Source organism: Caballeronia telluris (assembly GCF_001544495.1).
Lineage (GTDB): Bacteria > Pseudomonadota > Gammaproteobacteria > Burkholderiales > Burkholderiaceae > Caballeronia > Caballeronia telluris.
Window position 1 is genome coordinate 72,388 of sequence record NZ_FCNZ02000002.1, and the last position, 23,080, is coordinate 95,467.

The window sequence follows — 23,080 nt, forward strand, 5'->3', positions numbered from 1 at the left end:
GCTCGTCCGCCCGGCGTTCTTCCAAGCCCGGCGGTCGCAGACTGCAGCCTTGCTCTGCATCGAAAATCAGGGGCGCGTTCGTGCGCCCGCCACTCACTTACGCCGCGTGCTGCTTCGCTTGCGTCTGCTCCGCTGCCGGAGCCGCCGCGCCGTGACGCTGCTTGTAGTCGGCGACCGCTGCCTTGATCGCGTCTTCCGCGAGAATCGAGCAGTGGATCTTCACCGGCGGCAGCGCGAGTTCTTCCGCGATATGCGTGTTCTTGATCGTCAGCGCCTGATCGAGCGTCTTGCCCTTTACCCACTCGGTCACGAGCGAGCTGGAGGCAATGGCCGAACCGCAGCCATACGTCTTGAACTTCGCATCTTCGATCACGCCGTCCGCGCCCACGCGGATCTGCAGCTTCATCACGTCGCCGCAAGCCGGGGCGCCGACCATGCCGGTGCCGACCGTGTCGTCGTCCTTGCCGAACGAGCCGACATTGCGCGGGTTTTCGTAGTGGTCCAGAACCTTGTCGCTATATGCCATGATTCAAACTCCTTTCGTATTCCGTGTGTGGTCGTCGATTCCGTCGCGATCCGGGGCGCTCAGTGCGCAGCCCACTGGATGGTCGAGATGTCGATGCCGTCCTTGTGCATTTCCCAGAGCGGCGACAAATCGCGCAACTTGGCGATCTTGCCCTTCAGCAGGTTGATCACGTAATCGACGTCCTGCTCGGTCGTGAAGCGGCCGACCGTGAAGCGAATCGAGCTGTGCGCGAGTTCATCGTTACGGCCGAGCGCGCGCAGCACGTACGACGGCTCCAGCGACGCCGACGTGCACGCCGAACCCGACGACACCGCGACATCCTTCACCGCCATGATCAGCGATTCGCCTTCGACGAAGTTGAAGCTGATGTTGAGGTTGTGCGGCACGCGGCGCTCCATGTCGCCGTTGATGTACACCTCTTCCATGTCCTGCAGACCTTTCATCAAACGGTCGCGCAGCATGCGCACGCGCTCGTTTTCCGTCGCCATTTCTTCGCGCGCGATGCGAAACGCCTCGCCCATGCCGACGATCTGATGCGTCGCGAGCGTGCCCGAGCGCATGCCGCGCTCGTGGCCGCCGCCGTGCATCTGCGCTTCGATGCGCACGCGCGGCTTGCGTCGCACGTACAGCGCGCCGATGCCCTTCGGGCCATACGTCTTGTGCGCCGAGAACGACATCAGGTCGACCTTGAGCTTCTGCAGGTCGATGGCGATCTTGCCGGTGGCCTGCGCCGCGTCGACGTGAAAAATGATGCCCTTCGCGCGCGTGATCTCGCCGATCGCCTCGACGTCCTGAATCACGCCAATCTCGTTGTTCACGCTCATCACCGAGACGAGGATCGTGTCCGGGCGGATCGCGGCCTGGAGCTTGTCCAGATCGATCAGGCCGTCGTCCTTGACGTCGAGATACGTGACTTCGAAGCCTTCGCGTTCCAGTTCGCGCATTGTGTCGAGCACGGCCTTGTGCTCGGTCTTCACCGTGATGAGGTGCTTGCCCTTACTTTTGTAGAAGTGCGCGGCGCCCTTGATCGCGAGGTTGTCCGACTCCGTTGCGCCCGACGTCCAGATGATCTCGCGCGGGTCGCAGTTCACCAGCGCGGCGACGTTCTCGCGCGCTTCCTCGACCGCCCGCTCCGCGTCCCAGCCGTACTGGTGGCTGCGCGACGCCGGATTGCCGAACTGCTCGCGCAGATACGGAATCATCTTGTCCACCACGCGCGGATCGACGGGGGTCGTCGCGCTGTAGTCCATGTAAATGGGCAGGTGGGGAATATCGTTGTTCATCAGTCGCTCCGGGTAAAACGGTCAAATGGCGTTGTTCTCGACGTTCGCGCTGCGCCCGACGTGCCCGGGGCGCGCGCGGGTTCGTCAGCCCGCCAGGTTGAAAACGGAATTCGGTCCTTTGGGCACGACGCGCGCCTTATCGACGCTCGCCGACTCCGTACGCCGGTCGCGCAGCACCGCCGACGATCCTTCGCGCGCCCGCTGCTGGTCGACGAGATCCTTGAGCGACACCGAATCGAGATACTCGACCATTTTCTGGTTGAGCGTCGCCCAGAGTTCGTGGGTCATGCAGTGGCCGTCGTGCTGCTTCGTGCCTTCGCAGCTGCCCTTGCCGCCGCACTGCGTGGCGTCGATCGGCTCGTCGACCGCGATGATGATGTCCGCGACCGTCACGTTCTCCGCGCGGCGCGCGAGGTTGTAGCCGCCGCCCGGCCCGCGGACCGATTCGACGATCTCGTGCCGGCGCAGCTTGCCGAACAACTGCTCGAGGTAGGAAAGCGAGATGCGCTGGCGCTGGCTGATGCCGGCCAGCGTCACCGGGCCCTGCTCCTGGCGCAAAGCCAGGTCGATCATCGCCGTGACGGCGAAACGGCCTTTCGTGGTGAGTCTCATAATTGGGGGCTACCGCTAATACTTGAGGATTTTCGTCCAGTATAAATAGCCTACATTTTTAGTCAAGTATCCAGCTCGGAAAATCTATAGGAATTTACTTAAGGAGCGGCGGTCGGCCTGCGTGCGGCGCTCTAGACGACGAGTTGCGTGCGCAGCGCCTTGAGGAGGCCTTCGCACGCGTCCTCGCACTGGTCCAGCACGCGCTCGAAGCCATCGTCGCCGCCAAAATACGGGTCGACGACCACGCGGCTGTCGTCGCGCGTCGCGAACTCCATCAGCAGACGAATCTTGTCCCGGTGCTCCGCCGGGCAGATTTCCGTGAGCGCGGCGGCATTGGCGTCGTCCATCGCGATCAGGAGGTCGAAGTGCGCGAAGTCGTCGGCGGTGATCTGTCGGCCTCGCAACGGCGACAGGTCGTAGCCGCGCCGGCGGGCCGCGCGCTGCGCGCGCTCGTCGGGCGGCTGGCCGATGTGCCAATCGCCGGTGCCCGCCGAATCCACGATGATCCGGTCAGCGAGCTTCGCCTGCGCCACGCAATGCAGAAACACGGCCTCCGCGCTCGGCGAGCGGCAAATGTTGCCGAGACACACGAAGCAGACGGCGATCGAGTTCATCGTTGGAAGGCGGCGAGGAAGTGAGCGGGATTGCACCGGCTGCGCGCGTGGCCGCCCGCCGCTTTTCGCAAATTCCCGCGAATTATACAAAGAGCCGGAAAAAACCGCCGGACTCGGCGGCCAGCGCCATCGGAACGCGCCTAAAAGCGTCTCAGAGCACGCGCGGCGACGGCGCCGCATCGTCGGACGATGCGCCCGCAGGATTCCACATGCCGTCGGGCTCGACGTATCCGAAGGACACCGCACGCGCCAGTTCCGCGCTCAGGTTCGCGCTGCTCGCGAGTTCGCCGGACGTGGCGTCGGCATGGCCGTTGCTCGCAGCGCTGAGGTAGGCGGCAAGCACGATCGGAACGAGGATCGCGACGGGCCAGTAGGTCGATATTGTCTTTTTCATTGAGCACCCCTGCTTCGATGTCGTGCGGGCAACAGGCCCACTTGTCGACAGCTAGAAGTCTACGGGTTTGCCCTTATCTCATAAAGACGCTTAAAAGCAAAGCTTTGTTGCACGGCGAACAACAAGCCGTTTCGCCACGCGCGATGTGTGGATAATTCCACCGCCAGTTATAAAGGCTTACAAAGTTTTCGGGGACACCCGCGCCACCGCGGTGTCTGATAAGTAATCGGTCAACGGTTTTGCCAACATCATGAAACTCGCAGTCGCAGGAATCGTCATCACGTCGTCGGCGCTCGTCGCCGGATGCGCGGTCTACCCGGACGGCACGCCCGCCTATGGCGGCGGTTATCCGGCCGGATACGACCCGGGCTATGGCGCCTATGGTTACGGCGGCCCCGTCGTGCAGTCCGGCGTGTACGTCGGCGGTGGGAGCTATTACGGTCCCGGCTATTACAATCCGCCGCCGCGGCGATACTGGGACGACGGCCCCGGTTACCGGCGTCCGTCGGGCGGCGGCTGGCAGGGACGCCCGCAAGGGGAAGGCGGCCACGGCGGACACAACGGCCCGCCGCCGGGACAGCAGGCGGGCGGTGGCGGCGGCGGAAATCACGGCGGCCAGGGCGGCCAGGGCGGACAGCAGGCAGGCGGCGGTGGCGGACGCCCGCCACCGGTCGCGGTCGGCGGAGCGGCGCCAAACCGGCCGACCGTCGCGCCCGCTCCGCAAGGCAACCAGGGCGGCAGTCGCAGCGGGTTGCCGCCGCGACAGAGTTCGGGGCCGTTCGGCGGTTGACACAGCACCCAGCAAACGTACGCAAGAAAAAGCCGCGTGAATCCTTTGGATTCACGCGGCTTTTCCGTTGGATGTGAAGACCGGCTCACCCGATATGCGATCGCTGCGCCTTGTAGAGTTCGCGAAACGTCCGGCCGACGGGCGCGGGCATGTCGCGGGTGTTGGTCCACCCGCCGCCGAGCGGCAATCGCGTGATCGCTTTGCGGTTCCCGCCCATGCGTTCGAGGATGCGCGCCGAAAGCTTCGTGAAGAGCGCATACCAACCGGGATGCAGCGCGAGGAAGCCCCACGCGGCCAGCGCCGCGCGCTCGCTCCACGGCCTCAGGCGGCGCTCGACCTGCTTCTCGCGCAGCTTGCGCAGCAGGTCCGACAGCGGTATCCCGACGGGACAGACGCTGTTGCACTCGCCGCAAAGCGTGGCGGCCTGCGGCAGATCGAGCGCGCGATCGATGCCGGTATAAGCCGGCGTCAGCACCGACCCCATCGGTCCCGGATACACCCATCCATACGCATGCCCGCCGATCTTCTGATACACGGGGCAGTGATTCATGCACGCGCCGCAGCGGATGCAGCGCAGCATCTCCCGAAATTCCCCGCCGATGAGCCCCGTCCGCCCGCCGTCGACGAGCACGAAATACATGTGCTCGGGCCCGTCGAGATCGCCTGCGCCGCGCGGGCCGGTCAGCAGCGAAAAGTAGTTCGACATCGTCTGCCCGGTCGCCGAGCGCGGCAAGAGGCGCATCGCGGTGGCGAGGTCTTCGAGTGTCGGCAGCACTTTTTCGACGCCCGTCACGGCCACGTGCACGCGCGGCATCACGGTGCACATGCCTTCGTTGCCCTCGTTCGTCACGACCGCCACCGAACCCGTCTCCGCGATCAGGAAATTGCCGCCCGTCACGCCCATGTCCGCCGACATGAAGTGCGGCCGCAGCACCTCGCGCGCCTCGCGCGTCATGTCGGGAATCTCGGTCAGGCGCGGCTTGTGATGCGTCTTCGCGAAGAGATCGGCGATCTCCTCCTTGTCCTTGTGGACGACGGGCGCAATGATGTGGCTCGGCGGCTCGTTGTCGTTGATCTGAAGGATGTATTCGCCGAGATCCGTCTCGATCGACTGCACGCCCATCTCGCCGAGCACGCGATTCAGCTGCATTTCCTCCGACACCATCGACTTCGTCTTGATCACCTTCTTGACGTCGTGCTTGCGCGCGATGTCAGCGACGAGCCGTGCCGCGTCCTGCGTCGATTCCGCGTAGAGCACCGTCGCGCCGCGGCGCGTCGCCTCGCGCTCGAAGGTGTCGAGCCACACGTCGAGATTTTCCAGCGCGCGGTCGCGGCGCTCCTTGAGCGCGGCGCGCGTGGCCTCGAAGTCGATCGCGGTGATCGCGCTCGCCCGGGCGCTGACGAATTTCGTCGACAGTTTGGTCAGGTTCTGTTGCAGGCGCTGGTCGGCGAGCTTGCTGCCCGCGCGCGCCTTGAACTGCATGGTCTGGACTTGCATGGCGGCTCCGGTTGGCGGTCAGGCGTCGCCCGCGAGGACTTGCGCGATATGCAGCACGCGCGTCGCGGTGTCGCCGGTGCGGCGCAGGCGCCCTTCGATGTTGAGCATGCAGCCGAGGTCGCCGAGCACGACGGCATTAACGCCGCTCTCGCGGATGTTGGCGCACTTTTCGTCGACGATCGCCGTGGAGATGTCGCCGTACTTCACCGCGAACGTGCCGCCGAAGCCGCAGCAGTGTTCGCAGCCCTTCATCTCCGTGACCGGCACGCCCGCCTGCGCGAGCAGCGCGCGCGGCTGCGCCTTGACGCCGAGTTCGCGCAGACCCGAGCACGAATCGTGGTACGTCACGGCACCTTCGAACACGCCCGGCTCGATGCGCGCGTTCGCGACCGTCACGAGGAAATCGGTCAGTTCGAACACGCGCGGCTGCAGGCGCGCGTAGCGGTTCATCAGTTCGGGATCGTCGCGAAAGAGATCGCCGTAATGCGCGCGGATCATCCCGCCGCATGAGCCCGACGGCACCACCACGTAGTCGAACTGTTCGAACTCGCGCAGCGTCTTTTCGGCGAGATCGCGCGCGAGGCGGCGATCGCCGGAGTTATAGGCGGGCTGGCCGCAGCAGGTTTGCGCGGGCGGCACGACGACCTCGAATCCAGCCTTTTCGATCAGCTTGATGACGGAAAAACCGATCTCCGGCCGCATCAGGTCGATGAGACAGGTGACGAACAAACCGACTCGCATGGGGACTTCCTTTTTTCGACACGTACGGGAAACGTCCCCGATTATCCGCGATTAAACCGCGCGCGCGAACGGCGCCTGATTAAAAGGGCAAGACCGGCGCGCACTTCTTTTTCACATTACGAGATACAATTGCCGTTCCGCTGTTTGACGCGTCAACCGATTTTCCACGATGAGCGATACGAACCCGGAATCCAAAACGTCCATTCAGGTCATCGAGCGCATGATGAAGCTGCTCGATGCCCTCGCCGCGCACACCGATCCCGTCAGCCTGAAGGAACTTGCAAAGAGCACGGAGCTGCATCCGTCGACGGCGCACCGGATCCTGAACGACATGGTGTTGTGCCGGCTCGTCGACCGGTCGGACCCCGGCACGTACCGCCTCGGCATGCGGCTGCTCGAACTCGGCAATCTCGTGAAGGCGCGCCTCTCGGTGCGCGAAGCCGCGATGCCGCCGATGCGCGAACTGCACCGCCAGACGGGCCAGACGGTCAATCTCTCGGTGCGTCAGGGCGACGAGATCGTGTATATCGAGCGCGCGTATTCGGAGCGTTCGGGCATGCAGGTCGTGCGGGCGATCGGCGGGCGCGCGCCGCTGCATCTGACCTCGGTCGGCAAGCTCTTTCTCGCCGCCGACGAAGCCTCGCGCGTGCGTGCCTACGCCACGCGCACGGGTTTGTCGGGTCATACGCAGAACAGCATCACGGATCTCGCCAAGCTGGAACGCGAACTGACCTTCGTGCGCCAGCAGGCGTGCGCGCGCGACAACGAGGAACTGGAACTGGGCGTGCGCTGCATCGCCGCCGGCATCTACGACGATACCGGGCGGCTCGTCGCGGGATTGTCGCTGTCGGCGCCCGCCGACCGCCTCCAAGATGCGTGGCTCAAGCAACTCAGCCACACGGCGCTCGAGATTTCGCGCTCGCTCGGCTATCACGCGCAAGTGCCGCAAGAGGCGCAGCCACAGCCGCATCGCTGAACGCGGCGCCCAAAAAGAAAACCGGATTCATCTCGCGATGAATCCGGTTTTTTCTTGCCGCGCTCGGGAAGATCAGGTCCCGCCGCCGCCCGCGTCCGCGCTGGTGATGCGCGGCTCGCCAGCCGTATCGAGATACGCGCGAAGACGGCCCGCGTCGGCGAAACGCGAATACTTGCCCGACGAATCGAGCAGCACCATCACGACCGGCCGGCCGTTGATGGTCGCCTGCATCACGAGGCACTCGCCCGCTTCGTTGATGAAACCCGTCTTCTGCAAGCCGATGTCCCACGACGGATCGCGGATCAGCGCATTCGTGCTCCGGTAGGCGATGTTGCGCTTGCCCGTGAACACGTCATAGCTGGTATCGGTCGAGAACTTGCGGATCAGCGGATACTGGTACGCCGCGTTGACCATCTTCACGAGGTCGCGCGCGCTCGACACGTTCTGGCTCGTCAAACCCGTCGAGTTCTCGAAGTGCGTGTCCATCATGCCGAGCGACTTCGCCTTCGCGTTCATCGCGGCGATGAAGCCCGGACGGCCGTTCGCGTAGTAGCGCGACAGCGCGGCGGCGGCGCGGTTCTCCGACGCCATCAGCGCGATGTGCAGCATGTCTTCCCGATTGAGCACCGAGCCGACCGCGAGCCGCGAACCGGTGTACTTCTCGTAGTCGCGATCTTCGTCCGTGACCTGGAGGTCTTCGTTGAGCGCGGCGTGAGAATCGAGCACGACCATGGCGGTCATGAGCTTCGTGATCGACGCGATCGGCACGACCGCGCGCGAGTTCTTGTCGAACAGCATTTCCTGCGTGTTCTGGTCGATCACATAGGCGACGCTCGAACGCAGCGCGAGGGTGTCCGGCGTTTCGTGCAGCCCGAACGCCTGGCCGACGGTCGGTGTGCGCGGCTGGTACGCGACGGCGTGCACCGCGCTACGGCGGCCGTGCGGGTCCATCCGGTAGTTCACGCGACCCTTGCGCGACGCGCGGGGCGCGTCGTCGTCATCCGCGGCGGCGACTTTGGCGGACTTCGCGGCGGGCGCGGCTTTGGCGGTCCGCGCGGACTTCTTCGCGCGGGGCGCCGCCTGGGCAGCTTCGGATTTCGTGGATTTCTTGGCGGCCGTCTTGGACGCCGTGGTGGTCTTTGCGAAGGCTTCGCCGGGCATGGCCGCGAAAGATGTTGCAACCGCGATGGATACCGCGACCGACATGGCGGTCCGGAGCGCCACGCCTTGCATCACCTTTAGCGGCGAAAACATTTCGGTTTTCATTAGTGTTCTGTTCTGGGGCGGCGAGAGAGTACCGCAAGTGTAGTAAAGCTGCGAAATTTAAGCAATATTAAGCACTTATCGACGCTCTTTAAACCGAGTTGTAAGACTCGATTGCGAAAACCCAATAAGGTTTAGCATTTCCATCGTCAAAAACGATCGTTCTTCGGAAAACTTTGCGCCGATTGCCTGGTACGCGCCCGGGCTTTCTCTGCCTATCGGCAATTAATTCTGCAACTTGAGGGAAATGTCGACTTTTTCGTGTCCGGAGCCGTCAATCACGCAACCGGAACCGGTCGACGCGAAAACGGCGGGAACGCCTGTTGCCGTTCGGCAACGCGCGTTTCGACTGAGTCCAAATGTTAACGTTCCTTGAACAATTTAGGTTTACGGCGGCATCCTAAAAAAGTGCGGCGCCTGGATTTGGGTGTCGGCGGCGCCGTGCGCAGGCAGTCGAGGCGAGCTGGACCGTCTGCAAGTGGACATCGACCGTATCGTCGATATCGCGGCCGTAGGCGCCCGCCATCGTGATCGCGACCGGCAGTTCGCGCGCCGCGGCCGCTTCGAAGACGAGGCGGTCGCGGCGCGCCAGACCGTCCATGCTCAACGCGAGGCGGCCCAGCCGGTCGCCTTTGTGCGGATCGGCGCCCGCGAGGTAGATGATCAGCGCAGGCTCGCAGCGCTCGAACATCGTCTGAAGCGCGCGAGCGAGCGCGTCGGCGTAAGCGTCGTCGTCGCAGCCGTCGGGCAGCGCCACGTCGAGGTCGCTCGTTTCCTTGGCGAACGGATAGTTCGACTCGCCATGCAGCGACAGCGTGAACACGCTCGGGTCGTCGCGGAAAATGGCGGCGGTGCCGTTGCCCTGATGCACGTCGAGATCGACGATTGCAATCTGTGCACGCGCGCCCTCGCCGCATGGCTTCCGCGCGTCGGCCTGCATGGCTCGGGCGGCGACGGCGGCGTCGTTGAACACGCAGAAACCAGCGCCGTGCGCCGCGTACGAATGATGCGTGCCACCGGCGAGATTCACCGCGAAGCCGTCGACGCGCGCGGCACGGCACGCGGCGATCGTCGCGCCGACCGAACGCCGCGAGCGCTCCACCATTTCCGGCGACCAGGGAAAGCCGATCTCCCGCTGCTCGCGCGCATCGAGCGCCCCGGTCGCGACGCGCTCGATGTATCCCGCGCAATGGACGCGGGCGAGTTCGGTGTCGCTGGCGATCGGCGCTTCGTGCAGCGCGACATCGCGCAGTTCCGCTGCGACACGCTCGCGCAGCAAACGATATTTCTGCATGGGAAAGCGGTGACCCGCCGGCAACGGCAACACGAAACGGTCACTATAAAATGCTCTCATCCAGTCCCCAGCCCTCTTTTCCGACGCCCGATCGTAGCTCGGAATCGTCCTGTACGCCTTGTCCCGTCTTGGTGCGTCCGGGTTTTCCCGTACGCTCAGAGCGTGCGTTTCATCGCATCTAAGTTGTTGTTTAACAAAAAGATTACGCTCTTTGTGCGGTGCACAAAAAAGGCTTGACTCCTATCAGAATTTGGCTAAAATGGGTTCCATGTTGCGACGCACCAATCGATGTTGCTTCATTCGGTAGCCGGATTCCCGGCGTCCGCCACAAAACCACGACCCGCGTTTCAGGGTCGAAATTCAGGAGTGTGAGATGACCCTGTTGACCCCCGAGCAAATCGCCGCCGCGCAAAAAGCCAACTTCGACACCCTCTTCGGCCTCACGAACAAGGCGTTCGAAGGTATCGAAAAGCTGGTCGAACTGAATCTGCAAGTCGTGAAGTCGACGCTGGCTGAAAGCCAGGAAAACGCGCAGCGCGCGCTGTCGGTGAAGGACGCGCAAGAACTGCTGTCGCTGCAAGCCAGCCTGACGCAGCCGGTCGCCGAGAAGGTTCTGTCGTACGGCCGTCATCTGTACGAAATCGCATCGGCTACGCAAGCTGAATTCGCCCGTGTCGCCGAAGCTCAGTACGAAGAGCAAAACCGCAAGGTGCAAACGCTCGTCGACAACGTCGCGAAGAACGCACCGGCGGGTTCGGAAACGGCAGTCGCCGTGATGAAGTCGGCCATCACCGCCGCCAACACCACGTACGAAACGGTTCACAAGGCAACGAAGCAAGCTGTCGAAATCGCGGAAAGCAACTTCAACGCAGCCGCTACGGCCGCCACGAAGGCCGCTACGCAAGCGACGGAACAAGCTTCGCGCGTCGCGAAGAAGTCGGTTGCCTAAGGTTTTTTGCGTGATAGCCCGCTGATTTTCTGGCCGGTCACGCGAACTTAGGTAGCAGAAGAACCGCGCTCATTCGAGCGCGGTTTTTTTTCGTCCGTCGCATGGATGCCGAAAAAAAACGGCGCACCCGAAAAGGGTGCGCCGTTCGTGGCGACTCGACCGCAACCGCCCGCGCTTACTTCTTGCGCTGCGGCGGCAAGTCGGTACAGACGCCTTCGTACAGCTCCGCCGCCATGCCGATCGACTCGCCGAGCGTCGGATGCGGATGGATCGTCTTGCCGATATCCGTCGCGTCCGCGCCCATTTCGACCGCGAGACACACTTCGCTGATCAGGTCGCCCGCGTTCAGACCGACGATCCCGCCGCCAATCACGCGATGCGTTTCCTCGTCGAAGATCAGCTTCGTGAAGCCTTCGTCGCGGCCATTGGCGATCGCGCGGCCGGAAGCGGCCCACGGGAACACGGCCTTCCCGTACTTGATGCCCTGCGCCTTGCACTCGTCTTCCGTCTTGCCGGCCCAGGCCACTTCCGGATCGGTGTACGCGACCGACGGAATCTGCAGCGCGTCGAAGTACGCCTTTTCGCCGTGCGCCGCTTCCGCCGCGACGTGGCCTTCGTGGACAGCCTTGTGCGCGAGCATCGGCTGGCCGACGAGATCGCCGATCGCGAAGATGTTCTCGACGTTCGTGCGCATCTGCTTGTCGACGTTGATGAAGCCGCGCTCGGTCACCGCGACGCCCGCCTTGTCCGCGCCGATCTTGCCGCCGTTCGGGCTGCGCCCGACCGCGACCAGGACGAGGTCGTAGCGTTGTGCTTCGGCCGGGGCCTTCTCGCCTTCGAACGACACGTAGATGCCGTCGTCCTTCGCTTCGGCCTGGGTCGTCTTGGTCTTGAGCATGACGTTCGCGAAACGCTTCGCGTTGTACTTCTCCCAGACTTTCACGAGATCGCGGTCGGCGCCCATCATCAGGCCGTCCAGCATTTCGACCACGTCGATTTCCGTGCCGAGCGCCGCGTACACGGTCGCCATTTCCAGCCCGATGATCCCGCCGCCCACCACCAGCATGCGCTTCGGAATCTGGCGCAGTTCCAGCGCGCCGGTCGAATCGACGACGCGCGGGTCTTCCGGCATGAACGGCAGCTTCACGGCCTGCGAGCCCGCCGCGATGATCGCCTTCGCGAACTTCACGACCTTCTTGCCGTCGGCGGTTTCGACTTCCATGTGATTCGGATCGACGAAGTTGCCGACGCCCGTCACCACCTGCACCTTGCGCGCCTTCGCCATGCCGCCCAGACCGCCCGTCAGCTTCTTGACGACGCCTTCCTTGAAGCCGCGCAGCTTGTCGAGGTCGATGGTCGGCTTGCCGAAGCTGATGCCGTGATCGGCGAGTTCGTGCGCTTCGTCCATCACGAGCGCCGTATGCAGCAGCGCCTTCGACGGAATGCAGCCGACGTTCAGGCACACGCCGCCGAGCGTCGCGTAACGCTCGACGAGCACGGTCTTCATGCCGAGGTCGGCCGCCCGGAACGCGGCGGAATAGCCGCCCGGGCCGGCGCCGAGCACGAGCATGTCGCACTCGATGTCGGCTGCGCCCGAGTAGCTGCCGGCCTTCAGCGCGGGCGCTGCGGCTTTTTCGGCCGGCTGCGGTTGCGCCGCCTGCGGCTTCGTCGGCACTTCGCTCACGCCGCCGCCCGAGCCTTCGAGCGTCAGGATGACGACGCCTTCCGACACGGTGTCGCCGACCTTGACCTTCAGTTCCTTGACCGTGCCAGCTGCCGGCGACGGCACGTCCATCGTCGCCTTGTCGGATTCGAGCGTGACGAGCGACTGTTCCTTCTCGACGGTGTCGCCCGGCTTCACGTGCACTTCGATGACAGGGATGTCGCTGAAATCGCCGATGTCCGGCACCTTCACTTCCTGCGTGCCGCCGCCCGCCGCCTTCGGCTCGGCGGGTTTGGCCGTCTCGGCAGGCTTCGCGGCCGGCGCGGCAGCGGCGCCCGCGCCTTCTGTCTCGATCATCGCGATGACGGAGCCCTGCGAGACCTTGTCGCCCGCCTTGACCTTCACTTCCTTGATGGTGCCCGCGACGTCGGCGGGCACTTCCATCGTGGCCTTGTCGGTTTCGAGCGTGATGACGCCTTGTTCTTTTTCGATGGCGTCGCCGGCCTTGATGTTGACTTCGATGACATCGACGTCAGTGAAGTCGCCGATATCGGGTACTTTTAGTTCGACGAGACTCATGGTGTCCCCTAAGAATTGTGCGGAGAGAACCGGGCTTCGGGCGAAGCGGCCGGTTCCTTCGTCGGCGGATGACAGGCGCTGCCGCCTAAAGAACGGCAGCGCACCGGATCAAAGAATCACCCGACGGAAATCCGCCAGAATCCCCGACAAGTACGCGTTGAAGCGCGCAGCCTCGGCCCCGTCGATGACGCGATGGTCATACGAGAGCGAAAGCGGCAGCGTCAGGCGCGGCACGAACTGCTTGCCGTCCCAGACGGGCTTCATCGCGCCGCGCGACAACCCGAGAATCGCGACTTCGGGCGCGTTGATGATCGGCGTGAAGTTCGTCCCGCCGATCCCGCCGAGCGACGAAATCGAGAAGCAGCCGCCCTGCATCTGGTCGGGCTTCAGCTTGCCGTCGCGTGCCGCCTTCGAGAGGTCCGCCATTTCCTTCGCGATGTCCAGCAGCCCCTTCTTGTCGCAGTCGCGAATCACCGGGACCATCAGGCCGTTCGGCGTATCGGCGGCGAAACCGACGTGGTAGTACTGCTTGTAGACGAGGTTGTCGCCGTCGAGGCTCGCGTTGAAGGTCGGGAATTTCTTCAGCGCCGACACCACGGCCTTGATGACGAATGCGAGCATCGTGATCTTGATGCCGGCCTTTTCGTTTTCCTTGTTCAGCTTCACGCGCAGCGCTTCGAGTTCGGTGATGTCCGCTTCGTCGTTGTTCGTGACGTGCGGGATCATGACCCAGTTGCGATGCAGGTTCGCGCCCGAAATCTTCTTGATGCGCGAGAGCGGCTTCGGATCGACGGGGCCGAACTTCGTGAAATCGACCTTCGGCCACGGCAGCAGACCGAGTTCGCCGCCGCCACCGCCAGCCGGTGCGGCCGCTGCCGCCGGCGCCTTGCCCTGCCCCGACATCACGCCCTTCACGAACGCGGTGATGTCGCCTTGCGTGATGCGTCCCTTCGGGCCGGAACCCGTGACGCGCGACACGTCGACGCCCAGGTCGCGCGCGAACTTGCGCACCGAAGGCGACGCGTGGCTCGACGTGCGCGTGCCGTCGCCGGCGGGCATGACGGGCGCCTGCGCGAGCGCGGACGGCGCTTCTTTCTGCGGTGCGGGCTTGGCCGGTGCGTCGGAGGGCGCCCCGGCTTTCGGCGCGTCCTGCTTCGCGGCGGGCGCAGCGGACGCAGACGGCGCGGCAGCCCCGCCGCCACTTTCCAGCACGACGATCAGCGTGCCTTCGGACACGGTGTCGCCGAGCTTGACCTTCAGTTCCTTGACGGTGCCGGCCGCGGGCGACGGCACGTCCATCGTCGCCTTGTCGGATTCGAGCGTGATGAGCGACTGCTCCTTCTCGACCTTGTCGCCGACTTTCACCGCGATCTCGATGACCGGGATGTCCGTGAAGTCGCCGATATCCGGCACTTTCACTTCGACGGTGCCACCGCCCGACGACGCGGCGGGCGCCGCGCTCGCCTGGGCCGGTGACGCCTTGGGCGCTTCAGAAGCGGCAGCAGCACCGCTCGCGCCGCCTTCGAGCACGACGATCAACGAGCCTTCCGACACGTTGTCGCCCACTTTGACCTTCACTTCCTTGACGGTGCCCGCGGCTGAACTGGGGACGTCCATCGTGGCTTTGTCGGATTCGAGCGTGACGAGCGACTGCTCTTTCTCGACGGTGTCGCCGGGCTTCACGTGGATCTCGATGACCGGGATATCGGAAAAATCGCCGATGTCCGGCACTTTGACTTCGATCGCTTGACTCATTATTAGTGTCTCCTGGGTTGCACGACCCATCCTCCCCGCGTTTGGGCTCGGGGAGGATGCGCCTTCACAACGCTCGGGGGCGATGCCTTAGACGGTCATCGGGTTGGGTTTGGACGGGTCGAGGTTGTACTTCTTGATCGCCTCGCCGACGACCTTGCGCTCGATCGTGCCTTCGTCCGCGAGCGCGTTGAGCGCCGCGAGCGTGACCCAGTAGCGGTCGACTTCGAAGAAGTGGCGCAGCGCCTCGCGCGTGTCCGAGCGGCCGAAGCCGTCGGTGCCGAGCACCACGAACTTCTGCGGCACGTACGCGCGGATCTGGTCGACGAGCGCGCGGATGTAGTCCGTCGACGCAATCACCGGGCCCGGCGCGTCCTTCAGCAGCTTGGTGACGTGCGCGACCTTCTTCTCTTCCGTCGGATGCAGCAGGTTGTAGCGCTCGACGGCCTGGCCTTCGCGGGCCAGTTCCGTGAAGCTCGGCACGCTCCAGAGGTCGGCGGCGACGCCCCAGTCGGTCTTGAGCAGCTCGGCCGCGGCGATCACTTCGTTGAAGATCGTGCCTGCGCCCATCAGCTGAACGCGCGGCGCCTTCGCGTCGGCGTCGGCCTTCCTGAACGCGTACATGCCCTTGATGATGTCCGATGCAACCGCGTCACCCTCGGGGATCGCCGGATGCTCGTAGTTCTCGTTCATCACGGTGATGTAGTAGTACACGTCCTCCTGGTCCGCGACCATGCGGCGCAGGCCGTCCTGCATGATGACCGCGAGTTCGTAGCCGAACGTCGGGTCGTAGCTCACGCAGTTCGGAATCGATGCCGCCCACAGGAGCGAATGGCCGTCTTCGTGCTGCAGACCTTCGCCGTTGAGCGTCGTGCGGCCGGCCGTGCCGCCCAGCAGGAAGCCGCGCGAACGCATGTCGCCGGCGGCCCAGGCCAGGTCGCCGATGCGCTGGAAGCCGAACATCGAATAGAAGATGTAGAACGGGATCATGATCTCGCCGTGCGTCGAATACGACGTCGCGGCCGCGATCCAGTCACACATGCCACCGGCTTCGTTGATGCCTTCCTGCAGGATCTGCCCGGTTTCCGATTCGCGATAGAACATCAGCTGGTCGGAGTCTTCCGGCACGTACTTCTGGCCTTCCTGATTCCAGATGCCGATCTGGCGGAACAGACCTTCCATGCCGAAGGTGCGCGATTCGTCCGGGACGATCGGCACGATGCGCTTGCCGAGCGCCTTGTCCTTCAGGAGGATGTTCAGCACCCGCACGAACGCCATCGTCGTGGAGATTTCGCGGCCCGGGCCCGTGCCCTTCAGCACCGGCTCGAACGCCGACAGTTCCGGCACCGGCAGCGACTCGGCCTTCTCGCGGCGCGTCGGCAGATAGCCGCCGAGGTCCTGGCGGCGGGCGCGCATGTATTCGAGTTCCTTCGAGCCTTCCTCGAAGGTGAGATACGGCACGTCCTCGATCTTGTCGTCGGGAATCGGCAGGCGGAACTGGTCGCGGAATTTCTTCAGCGTCTCGATCGGCAGCTTCTTCTGCTGGTGCGTGATGTTCATCGCCTGGCCGTGCTCGCCCATGCCGTAGCCCTTGATGGTCTTGGCAAGGATGACGGTCGGCGAGCCCTTCGCCTTCTGCGCCTGATCGTACGCGGCGTAGATCTTGTGCGGATCGTGGCCGCCGCGGTTCAGGTTCCAGATGTCCTCGTCGGACCAGTCGGCGACGAGCGCCTTCAGTTCCGGCGTGTTGAAGAAGTGCTCGCGCACGAACGCGCCCGATTCCGACTTGTACGTCTGGTATTCGCCGTCGACGACTTCCATCATCCGGCGCATCAGCGCGCCCGTCTTGTCGCGCGCGAAGAGCGCGTCCCAGCGGCTGCCCCACACGACCTTGACGACATTCCAGCCGGCGCCGCGGAATTCGCTTTCCAGTTCCTGGATGATCTTGCCGTTGCCGCGCACCGGGCCGTCGAGACGCTGCAGGTTGCAGTTGATCACGAAGACGAGGTTGTCGAGCCGCTCGCGGCCGGCCATGCCGATCGCGCCGAGCGATTCCGGCTCGTCGGTCTCGCCATCGCCGAGGAACGCCCAGACCTTGCGGCCTTCGGTCTTCGCGATGCCGCGTGCTTCCATGTACTTCATGAAGCGCGCCTGATAGATCGCCATGATCGGGCCGAGGCCCATCGAGACGGTCGGGAACTGCCAGAAGTCCGGCATCAGCCACGGGTGCGGATAGGACGAAATGCCCTCGCCGCCGACTTCCTGGCGGAAGTTGTTCAGTTGCTTCTCGGTCAGGCGCCCGAGCAGGAACGCGCGCGAGTACACGCCCGGCGACGAGTGGCCCTGCACGAACACGAGGTCGCCGCCATGATCTTTCGACGGCGCGTGCCAGAAGTGGTTGAAGCCGACGTCGTAGAGCGTCGCAGCCGACGCGAACGACGCGATATGGCCGCCGACGTTCGTGTCCTTGCCGGCGCGCAACACCATCGCGATGGCGTTCCAGCGCGTGTACGAGCGGATGCGGTGTTCGATGTCCTGGTCGCCGGGAATCTTGGCCTGATTGGCGACGGGAATGGTGTTGATGTACGGCGTGTTCGCGGAAAACGGCAGATGCTCGCCATGCACGCGGGCGAATTCGATTTGCTTTTCGATCAGGTAATGCGCGCGATCAGGACCCACTGCCGATATCACGCCGTCTAGCGCTTCGAGCCACTCGGCGGTTTCCTGGGGATCGTCGTCGTTGGCGTTGGCGACATATTTCAGAACTTCGTCGGGTACAGCGGACATGCTCGTCTCCTGATTTGAGGAACGCTCTATGAACAGACATCACGCGCCATACGGCGCCGGCCGCGTGCGGCAATTCTAAAGAGGGTCCGGACAAACACGCAAGGAATATTTCGAATCATGAGAGCGAATCTCATAATACGAAAAATTGCTGCAACGCACCGTCGGTGAAGGCTTTTCTGATAGACGTTTCGCTCCCTTGCGACCATTTGAAGGCGGTTTCCCGCCTTTTTACGCCATTTAACAATCAGACGCTGCGTTACAATTGCCGCCATGTTGACCGATCGGCTTTTCGCACGTTCGGCGAAGTCGTCGCGCAAGCCGACAGACTCGTCGCCGTCCCGCTGGCACCACGGACCGTGGTGGTCGAACTCCTATTTACTGACGCCGCTCATCTCGATTCTGGTCTTTCTGGTCGTGATGAGCCTGATTCTCTGGAGTCTCAACCGGCGCGAACAGCAGCAGCAGGAAGACACGCTGTACCGCAATGTCGCGTGGGCCCAGCAGCAGATTCGTCTTTCCATGACCGGAGCGCAAGAACAGATTCAGGCGCTCGCCCGCGATATCGCCACCGGACACGGCGATCCGGCGAATTTTCAGACCTCCTCCACCGACATCATGCAGGGTCATCCCGAGATCCTGTACATGAACTGGTACACGAGCGAGCATAAGCCCCGCTGGCCCAACACGCCGCTGCCGGTGCTGGGTTCGCGCCTCGCCAAGCCCAACGACACGCAAATGGACGAAGCCGTGCAGGCCTCGTTCGACGAAGCGCGCACGACGCGCCGCCAGATCTATTCGCCGCTTCTCTACGACGATCTCGGCAACGGCTACATCACGCTGCAAACGCCGGTATTCCGCGAACGGGAGTTCATGGGTTCGATCGCGGCGGTGTTCTCGATCGAAGGGATACTCAAGCACGACATTCCGAGCGAGTTGTCGGCGAAGTACAAGATTTCGATCACCGATCCGAACAACCGCGAGCTCGCCACCACGTCGAGCCGTCCGCGCCTGCCGCGCGACATGTTCTACGACCTGCCGCTCGACCCGCCGGGACAAGGCGTCTCGGTGCGCGTCTACTCGTATCCGCAGCTCACGAACTTCACGAACAACACGCTCGTGTGGCTCGTGGCCGGCCTGTCGTGCTTCGTGCTGTGGAGCCTCTGGAGCCTCTGGAAGCACACGCGCCAGCGCTTCGAGGCGCAGCAGGCGCTCTACGCCGAAGCGTTCTTCCGCCGCGCGATGGAAAATTCGGTGCTGATCGGCATGCGCGTGCTCGACATGCACGGGCGCATCACGCACGTGAATCCGGCGTTCTGCCGCATGACGGGCTGGGACGAAAGCGATCTCGTCGGCAAGACCAAGCCGTTTCCGTACTGGCCGCGCGACTCGTACCCGGAGATGCAGCGCCAGCTCGACATGACGTTGCGCGGCAAGGCGCCTTCGTCCGGGTTCGAACTGCGCGTGCGCCGCAAGGACGGCTCGTTCTTCCACGCGCGGCTTTACGTGTCGCCGCTCATCGACAGTTCCGGGCGGCAGACCGGCTGGATGTCGTCGATGACGGACATCACCGAGCCCAAGCGCGCTCGCGAGGAACTCGCCGCGGCGCACGAGCGCTTCACCACCGTCCTCGAAAGCCTCGACGCGGCCGTGTCCGTGCTCGCCGCCGACGAAGCCGAACTGCTCTTCGCGAACCGCTATTACCGGCACCTGTTCGGCATCCGGCCCGACGGGCATCTGCAACTCGCGGGCGGCGGGTTCGACGGCGCACAGACATCGCCCGATACGATCGACATGGTGGATACCTATGCGGGCCTGCCCGCCACCGCGCTCACGGAGAGTTCGGCGGACGCGCAGGAAGTCTATGTCGAAGGCATCCAGAAGTGGTTCGAAGTGCGGCGCCAATACATTCAGTGGGTCGACGGCCATCTCGCGCAGATGCAGATCGCGACCGACATCACGCAACGCAAGCAGGCACAGGAACTCGCGCATCAGCAGGAAGAGAAGCTGCAGTTCACGAGCCGCCTGATGACGATGGGCGAAATGGCGTCGTCGCTCGCGCACGAGCTGAACCAGCCGCTCGCCGCGATCAACAACTACTGCTCGGGCTGCGTCGCGATGGTGAAATCGGGCCGCATGACGCAGGAGAACCTCTTGCCCGTGCTCGAAAAGACCGCGCAGCAGGCCGTGCGCGCGGGGATGATCATCAAGCGCATCCGCGAGTTCGTGAAGCGCAGCGAGCCGAAGCGCCAGGCGACGCGCGTCTCCGACATCGTCGCCGATGCGGTCGGGCTCGCGGAGATCGAAGCGAGAAAACGCAAGATCCGGATACTGACCGAGATCCGCTCGCGCATGCCGGTGATCTACGTCGATCCGGTGCTGATCGAGCAAGTATTGGTCAACCTGTTGAAAAACGCGGCCGAAGCGATGCATGATGCGAAACCGAACGCAGTGGATCCGGTGATTCGCGTGGTCGTGCAGCGCACCGACGGCAACTTCGTGTGCATCAGCGTCGTGGACCAGGGTCCGGGCGTCGACGAAGCCACCGCCGAGCGTCTCTTCGAACCGTTCTACAGCACCAAGTCCGACGGCATGGGCATGGGGCTGAACATTTGCCGTTCGATCATCGAATCGCATCGCGGACGCCTGTGGGTCGTGAACAACGTCGAGTCCGACGGTCACATCACGGGTGCCACGTTCCACTGCAGTCTGCCAATTGGAGAGTCCGACAGCCCGAGCAACGGCGGGCCGGACGCTCACAGTGAACAAACCAGACAACAAACCGTTACGGGAGAGCTATGAGCAGTCCAGTCACCACTCAGGAAACCGTCTTTGTCGTCGACGATGACGAAGCCGTGCGTGATTCTTTGCGCTGGCTGCTGGAAGCCAACGGCTATCGCGTGCAGTGCTTCGCGAGCGCGGAGAGCTTTCTCGACGTCTATCTGCCGGTCGCGCATTCGGGCGCGATCTCGTGCCTGATCCTCGACGTGCGGATGGCGGGCATGACCGGCCTCGAACTGCAGGAAAAGCTGATCGCGGAAAACTCGCTGTTGCCGATCATCTTCGTGACCGGGCACGGCGACGTCCCGATGGCCGTCTCGACGATGAAAAAAGGCGCGATGGACTTCATCGAAAAGCCGTTCGACGAAGCCGAACTGCGCAAGCTGGTCGAGCGCATGCTCGAAAAGGCGCGCAGCGAGAGCACGAGCGTCCAGCAGCAGCGCGCGGCCGCCGAGCGTCTCGGCAAGCTCACCGCGCGCGAGCATCAGGTGCTCGAACGGATCATCGCGGGGCGCCTCAACAAGCAGATCGCCGACGATCTCGGCATCAGCATCAAGACGGTGGAAGCGCATCGCGCGAACATCATGGAGAAGCTGAGCGTCAATACGGTCGCCGACCTGCTGAGGCTCGCGCTCTCCAACAAGCCCCAGCAATGAGCCTTCGCGGCTGACACCGGCCGCCGATCGTTTTTGCGCGCGCGCGCCGGATCGTCGATATCCGGCGTTGCGCGCCGCCGCACATCCTCCCGGCCCGCCTCGCCTCTTCTTCCCCACCTGCGCACAAGTTCCCGCGTTTTCGGAAACGTGGTATTGCTTCTATCACGTTGACACGTCATGTCTACGGCCATTTAAATAGCCCAACCGACACCACCGGAACCCGTTATGCACGACAAGGCGTCAAGCAACGTCCTGGATCGGCAGGCAGGCCGCAGTGACCTCGGCGTTGCGTGCTCCCGCCCGTCGGTTCGCGCGGGCGCTTCGATCCGGCTCTCGCGCCGCGCGCCGGGCCTCGTCCACCCTTCGAGTCAAACGCCCTTTCCGATTCTTTCGCCGCACGGCGGCCTCGTCCGGTTCCCGGCGATGCGCGTCCTGGCGGTCTTGTCATCGGCTGTCGCGCAGGCGGCGGCCCGGAGGACCCGATCGTGAATCGATACTGGAACGACGTATCGGCACCGTGCGTGCCCGATGCCTGCCCGACCTCGCGCACCCTCTTGCTGTGCGCGGCGCTCCTCGCGGGGCCGCTCCTCGCGGTCCACGCGCCGCCCGCGCTCGCGCAGGCGCAGACGAGCGCACCCGCCGCGGCGAAGCTCTCCAACCAGCAGCTCGATTCACTGACGGCGCCCGTCGCGCTCTATCCCGACGCGTTGCTCGCGCAGGTGCTGATGGCGGCGACCTACCCGTCGGAGGTGAGCGCGGCGGCGTCGTGGTCGGGTTCGCACACGAACCTGAAGGGCGACGACGCCGTGAAGGCGGTCGCCTCGGAGCCGTGGGACCCGAGCGTGCAATCGCTCGTGGCGTTTCCGCAGGTGCTCGCGACGATGGCCTCGAAGCCCGACTGGACGACGCAGCTCGGCAACGCCTTTCTCGCGCAGCCGAACGACGTGATGGACTCCGTGCAGCGCCTGCGCCGCGCGGCGCAGACGGCCGGCAACCTGAAGTCGAACGAGCAGCAGAAGGTGGTCGTCGAGCAGAGCACGATCCAGATCCAGCCGACCAGCACGCAGGTCGTCTACGTGCCGACCTACAACCCGACGGTCGTCTACGGAGTCTGGCCTTATCCGGCGTATCCGCCCATCTATGTGCCGCCGCCGCCCGGCTACGCGATCGCGTCGGGGTTCGCGGCGGGCATCGCGTTCGGCGCGGGGATCGCGGTGACCAACGCGCTGTGGGGCGGCTTCAACTGGAACAACCACGACGTCAACGTGAACGTCAATCGCTATAACAACATCAACGTCAACAACCGCATCAACGCGAACAACACGACCGCGCGCTGGAATCGCAACGATCCGCAGTTCAATCGCAACAACGCGAATCTGAACAACCGGCAGAACAACCTCAACGCGGGCAACGCCGGCGCCAACCGCGACCAGTTCCGCGGCCGCGACGACCCGCGCGCGCAGGCGCGCCAGACGCTGCAGACGCGCACGGGCCAGGACGTGGGCGGTTCGGCCAGCCAGCGCGTGCAGGACATCAGGCAGGGCGGCAGCCGCCCGGGCGGCGGCGCGGGAGGCGCGGGTGCAGGCGGTGCAGGTGCCGCGAATCGCGCCGATTTGCAACAGCGCGCGCAGGGCGTCAACCGCGACAACGCGTTGCGTGGCGCCGGCGACGGCAACGCCGCGCGGCGCGACGCGCAGCGCGGCCAGGCAAGCCGCGAATCGTTCGCGAACCGCGGCGGCGGGGGCGGCGGGGGCGGCGTGCAACGCGGCGGCGGCGGCGGTGGATTCAGCGGCGGCGGCCAGCACGGAGGCGGCGGATTTGGCGGGGGCGGCGGCGGAGGCGCACGCGGTGGCGGCGGATTCGGTGGCGGTGGCGGCGGCGGCGGTCACGGCATGCATCGCCGGTGATCGCGCGCGACCGCGCGC

General features: G+C 64.4%; 18 protein-coding genes and 1 pseudogene. 6 read left to right on the plus strand and 13 right to left on the minus strand.

The genetic code is table 11. The features are described from left to right. Nucleotides 1-97 precede the first annotated feature (97 nt). From iscU to AWB66_RS03385, 5 genes are all read right to left on the minus strand, one after another. On the minus strand, nt 98-526 hold the full coding sequence (gene iscU / locus AWB66_RS03365) for a Fe-S cluster assembly scaffold IscU (RefSeq protein WP_087628866.1): 429 nt from the start codon (nt 524-526) through the stop codon (nt 98-100). 59 nt (nt 527-585) lie between these two features. Then, nucleotides 586-1,809 carry an IscS subfamily cysteine desulfurase gene (locus tag AWB66_RS03370; RefSeq protein ID WP_087628867.1) on the minus strand — a complete coding sequence of 408 codons (1,224 nt, stop codon included), beginning with the start codon at nt 1,807-1,809 and terminating at the stop codon, nt 586-588. Nucleotides 1,810-1,893: 84 nt separating this feature from the next. Next, nucleotides 1,894-2,421 (minus strand): Fe-S cluster assembly transcriptional regulator IscR, encoded by a 528-nt coding sequence (gene iscR / locus AWB66_RS03375; protein ID WP_087628868.1) that lies wholly within the window; start codon nt 2,419-2,421, stop codon nt 1,894-1,896. A 131-nt stretch (nt 2,422-2,552) separates the two neighbouring features. Continuing rightward, entirely contained in the window at nt 2,553-3,035 is a 483-nt protein-coding gene (locus AWB66_RS03380; RefSeq protein WP_087628869.1) for a low molecular weight protein-tyrosine-phosphatase, read from the minus strand. 151 nt (nt 3,036-3,186) lie between these two features. Continuing rightward, nucleotides 3,187-3,429, minus strand: coding sequence for a hypothetical protein (locus AWB66_RS03385; RefSeq protein WP_087628870.1), 243 nt, complete (start codon nt 3,427-3,429; stop codon nt 3,187-3,189). A 250-nt stretch (nt 3,430-3,679) separates the two neighbouring features. On the opposite strand from AWB66_RS03385, the gene AWB66_RS33580 reads away from it, so the two are divergent. Next, nucleotides 3,680-4,219, plus strand: a complete 540-nt coding sequence (locus tag AWB66_RS33580) for a hypothetical protein (protein WP_087628871.1) — start codon at nt 3,680-3,682, stop codon at nt 4,217-4,219. 85 nt (nt 4,220-4,304) lie between these two features. Here the strand turns inward: AWB66_RS33580 and AWB66_RS03395 are convergent, their stop codons facing one another. Both AWB66_RS03395 and AWB66_RS03400 read right to left on the minus strand, forming a co-directional pair. Then, nucleotides 4,305-5,717, minus strand: coding sequence for a lactate utilization protein B (locus tag AWB66_RS03395; protein WP_087628872.1), 1,413 nt, complete (start codon nt 5,715-5,717; stop codon nt 4,305-4,307). Between the two features lie 18 nt (nt 5,718-5,735). Further along, nucleotides 5,736-6,458: a (Fe-S)-binding protein gene (locus AWB66_RS03400; RefSeq protein WP_087628873.1), complete on the minus strand. Its 723-nt coding sequence runs from the start codon at nt 6,456-6,458 to the stop codon at nt 5,736-5,738. 169 nt (nt 6,459-6,627) lie between these two features. Between AWB66_RS03400 and AWB66_RS03405 the strand changes: the two genes are divergently transcribed. Further along, on the plus strand, nt 6,628-7,434 hold the full coding sequence (locus AWB66_RS03405; RefSeq protein ID WP_087628874.1) for an IclR family transcriptional regulator: 807 nt from the start codon (nt 6,628-6,630) through the stop codon (nt 7,432-7,434). Between the two features lie 72 nt (nt 7,435-7,506). On the opposite strand, the gene pbpG is transcribed toward AWB66_RS03405, so the two are convergent. Together pbpG and AWB66_RS03415 are read right to left on the minus strand one after the other, a co-directional pair. Next, the gene (pbpG, locus tag AWB66_RS03410; protein WP_087628875.1) at nt 7,507-8,700 is read right to left on the minus strand and encodes a D-alanyl-D-alanine endopeptidase; all 1,194 of its coding nucleotides are present in this window, start codon (nt 8,698-8,700) and stop codon (nt 7,507-7,509) included. A 397-nt stretch (nt 8,701-9,097) separates the two neighbouring features. Continuing rightward, nucleotides 9,098-10,051 (minus strand): histone deacetylase family protein, encoded by a 954-nt coding sequence (locus tag AWB66_RS03415; RefSeq protein ID WP_087628876.1) that lies wholly within the window; start codon nt 10,049-10,051, stop codon nt 9,098-9,100. Between the two features lie 313 nt (nt 10,052-10,364). Here AWB66_RS03415 and AWB66_RS03420 point away from each other — a divergent pair, with 313 nt between their 5' ends. After that, nucleotides 10,365-10,940, plus strand: a complete 576-nt coding sequence (locus tag AWB66_RS03420; protein WP_087628877.1) for a phasin family protein — start codon at nt 10,365-10,367, stop codon at nt 10,938-10,940. Nucleotides 10,941-11,115: 175 nt separating this feature from the next. On the opposite strand, the gene lpdA is transcribed toward AWB66_RS03420, so the two are convergent. The 4 genes and pseudogenes from lpdA to aceE all read right to left on the minus strand — a co-directional run bounded on the left by lpdA (nt 11,116) and on the right by aceE (nt 17,721). Beyond that, nucleotides 11,116-12,855, minus strand: coding sequence for a dihydrolipoyl dehydrogenase (lpdA, locus tag AWB66_RS03425; protein WP_456151187.1), 1,740 nt, complete (start codon nt 12,853-12,855; stop codon nt 11,116-11,118). Nucleotides 12,856-13,014: 159 nt separating this feature from the next. Beyond that, a pseudogene (locus AWB66_RS35260) lies at nt 13,015-13,182 on the minus strand (biotin/lipoyl-containing protein); the annotation flags it as partial. 108 nt (nt 13,183-13,290) lie between these two features. Continuing rightward, nucleotides 13,291-14,937, minus strand: a complete 1,647-nt coding sequence (aceF, locus tag AWB66_RS03430; protein ID WP_087628879.1) for a dihydrolipoyllysine-residue acetyltransferase — start codon at nt 14,935-14,937, stop codon at nt 13,291-13,293. Between the two features lie 87 nt (nt 14,938-15,024). Next, nucleotides 15,025-17,721 (minus strand): pyruvate dehydrogenase (acetyl-transferring), homodimeric type, encoded by a 2,697-nt coding sequence (aceE, locus tag AWB66_RS03435; RefSeq protein WP_087628880.1) that lies wholly within the window; start codon nt 17,719-17,721, stop codon nt 15,025-15,027. 270 nt (nt 17,722-17,991) lie between these two features. Here aceE and fixL point away from each other — a divergent pair, with 270 nt between their 5' ends. The 3 genes from fixL to AWB66_RS03450 all read left to right on the plus strand — a co-directional run bounded on the left by fixL (nt 17,992) and on the right by AWB66_RS03450 (nt 23,062). Further along, the gene (fixL, locus tag AWB66_RS03440) at nt 17,992-20,520 is read left to right on the plus strand and encodes an oxygen sensor histidine kinase FixL (RefSeq protein ID WP_087628881.1); all 2,529 of its coding nucleotides are present in this window, start codon (nt 17,992-17,994) and stop codon (nt 20,518-20,520) included. After that, nucleotides 20,517-21,155, plus strand: coding sequence for an oxygen response regulator transcription factor FixJ (gene fixJ, locus AWB66_RS03445; protein ID WP_087628882.1), 639 nt, complete (start codon nt 20,517-20,519; stop codon nt 21,153-21,155). Before fixL ends, fixJ begins: the two co-directional genes overlap by 4 nt. A gap of 521 nt (nt 21,156-21,676) precedes the next feature. Beyond that, nucleotides 21,677-23,062, plus strand: a complete 1,386-nt coding sequence (locus AWB66_RS03450) for a DUF3300 domain-containing protein (protein ID WP_087628883.1) — start codon at nt 21,677-21,679, stop codon at nt 23,060-23,062. Nucleotides 23,063-23,080: the final 18 nt, after the last annotated feature.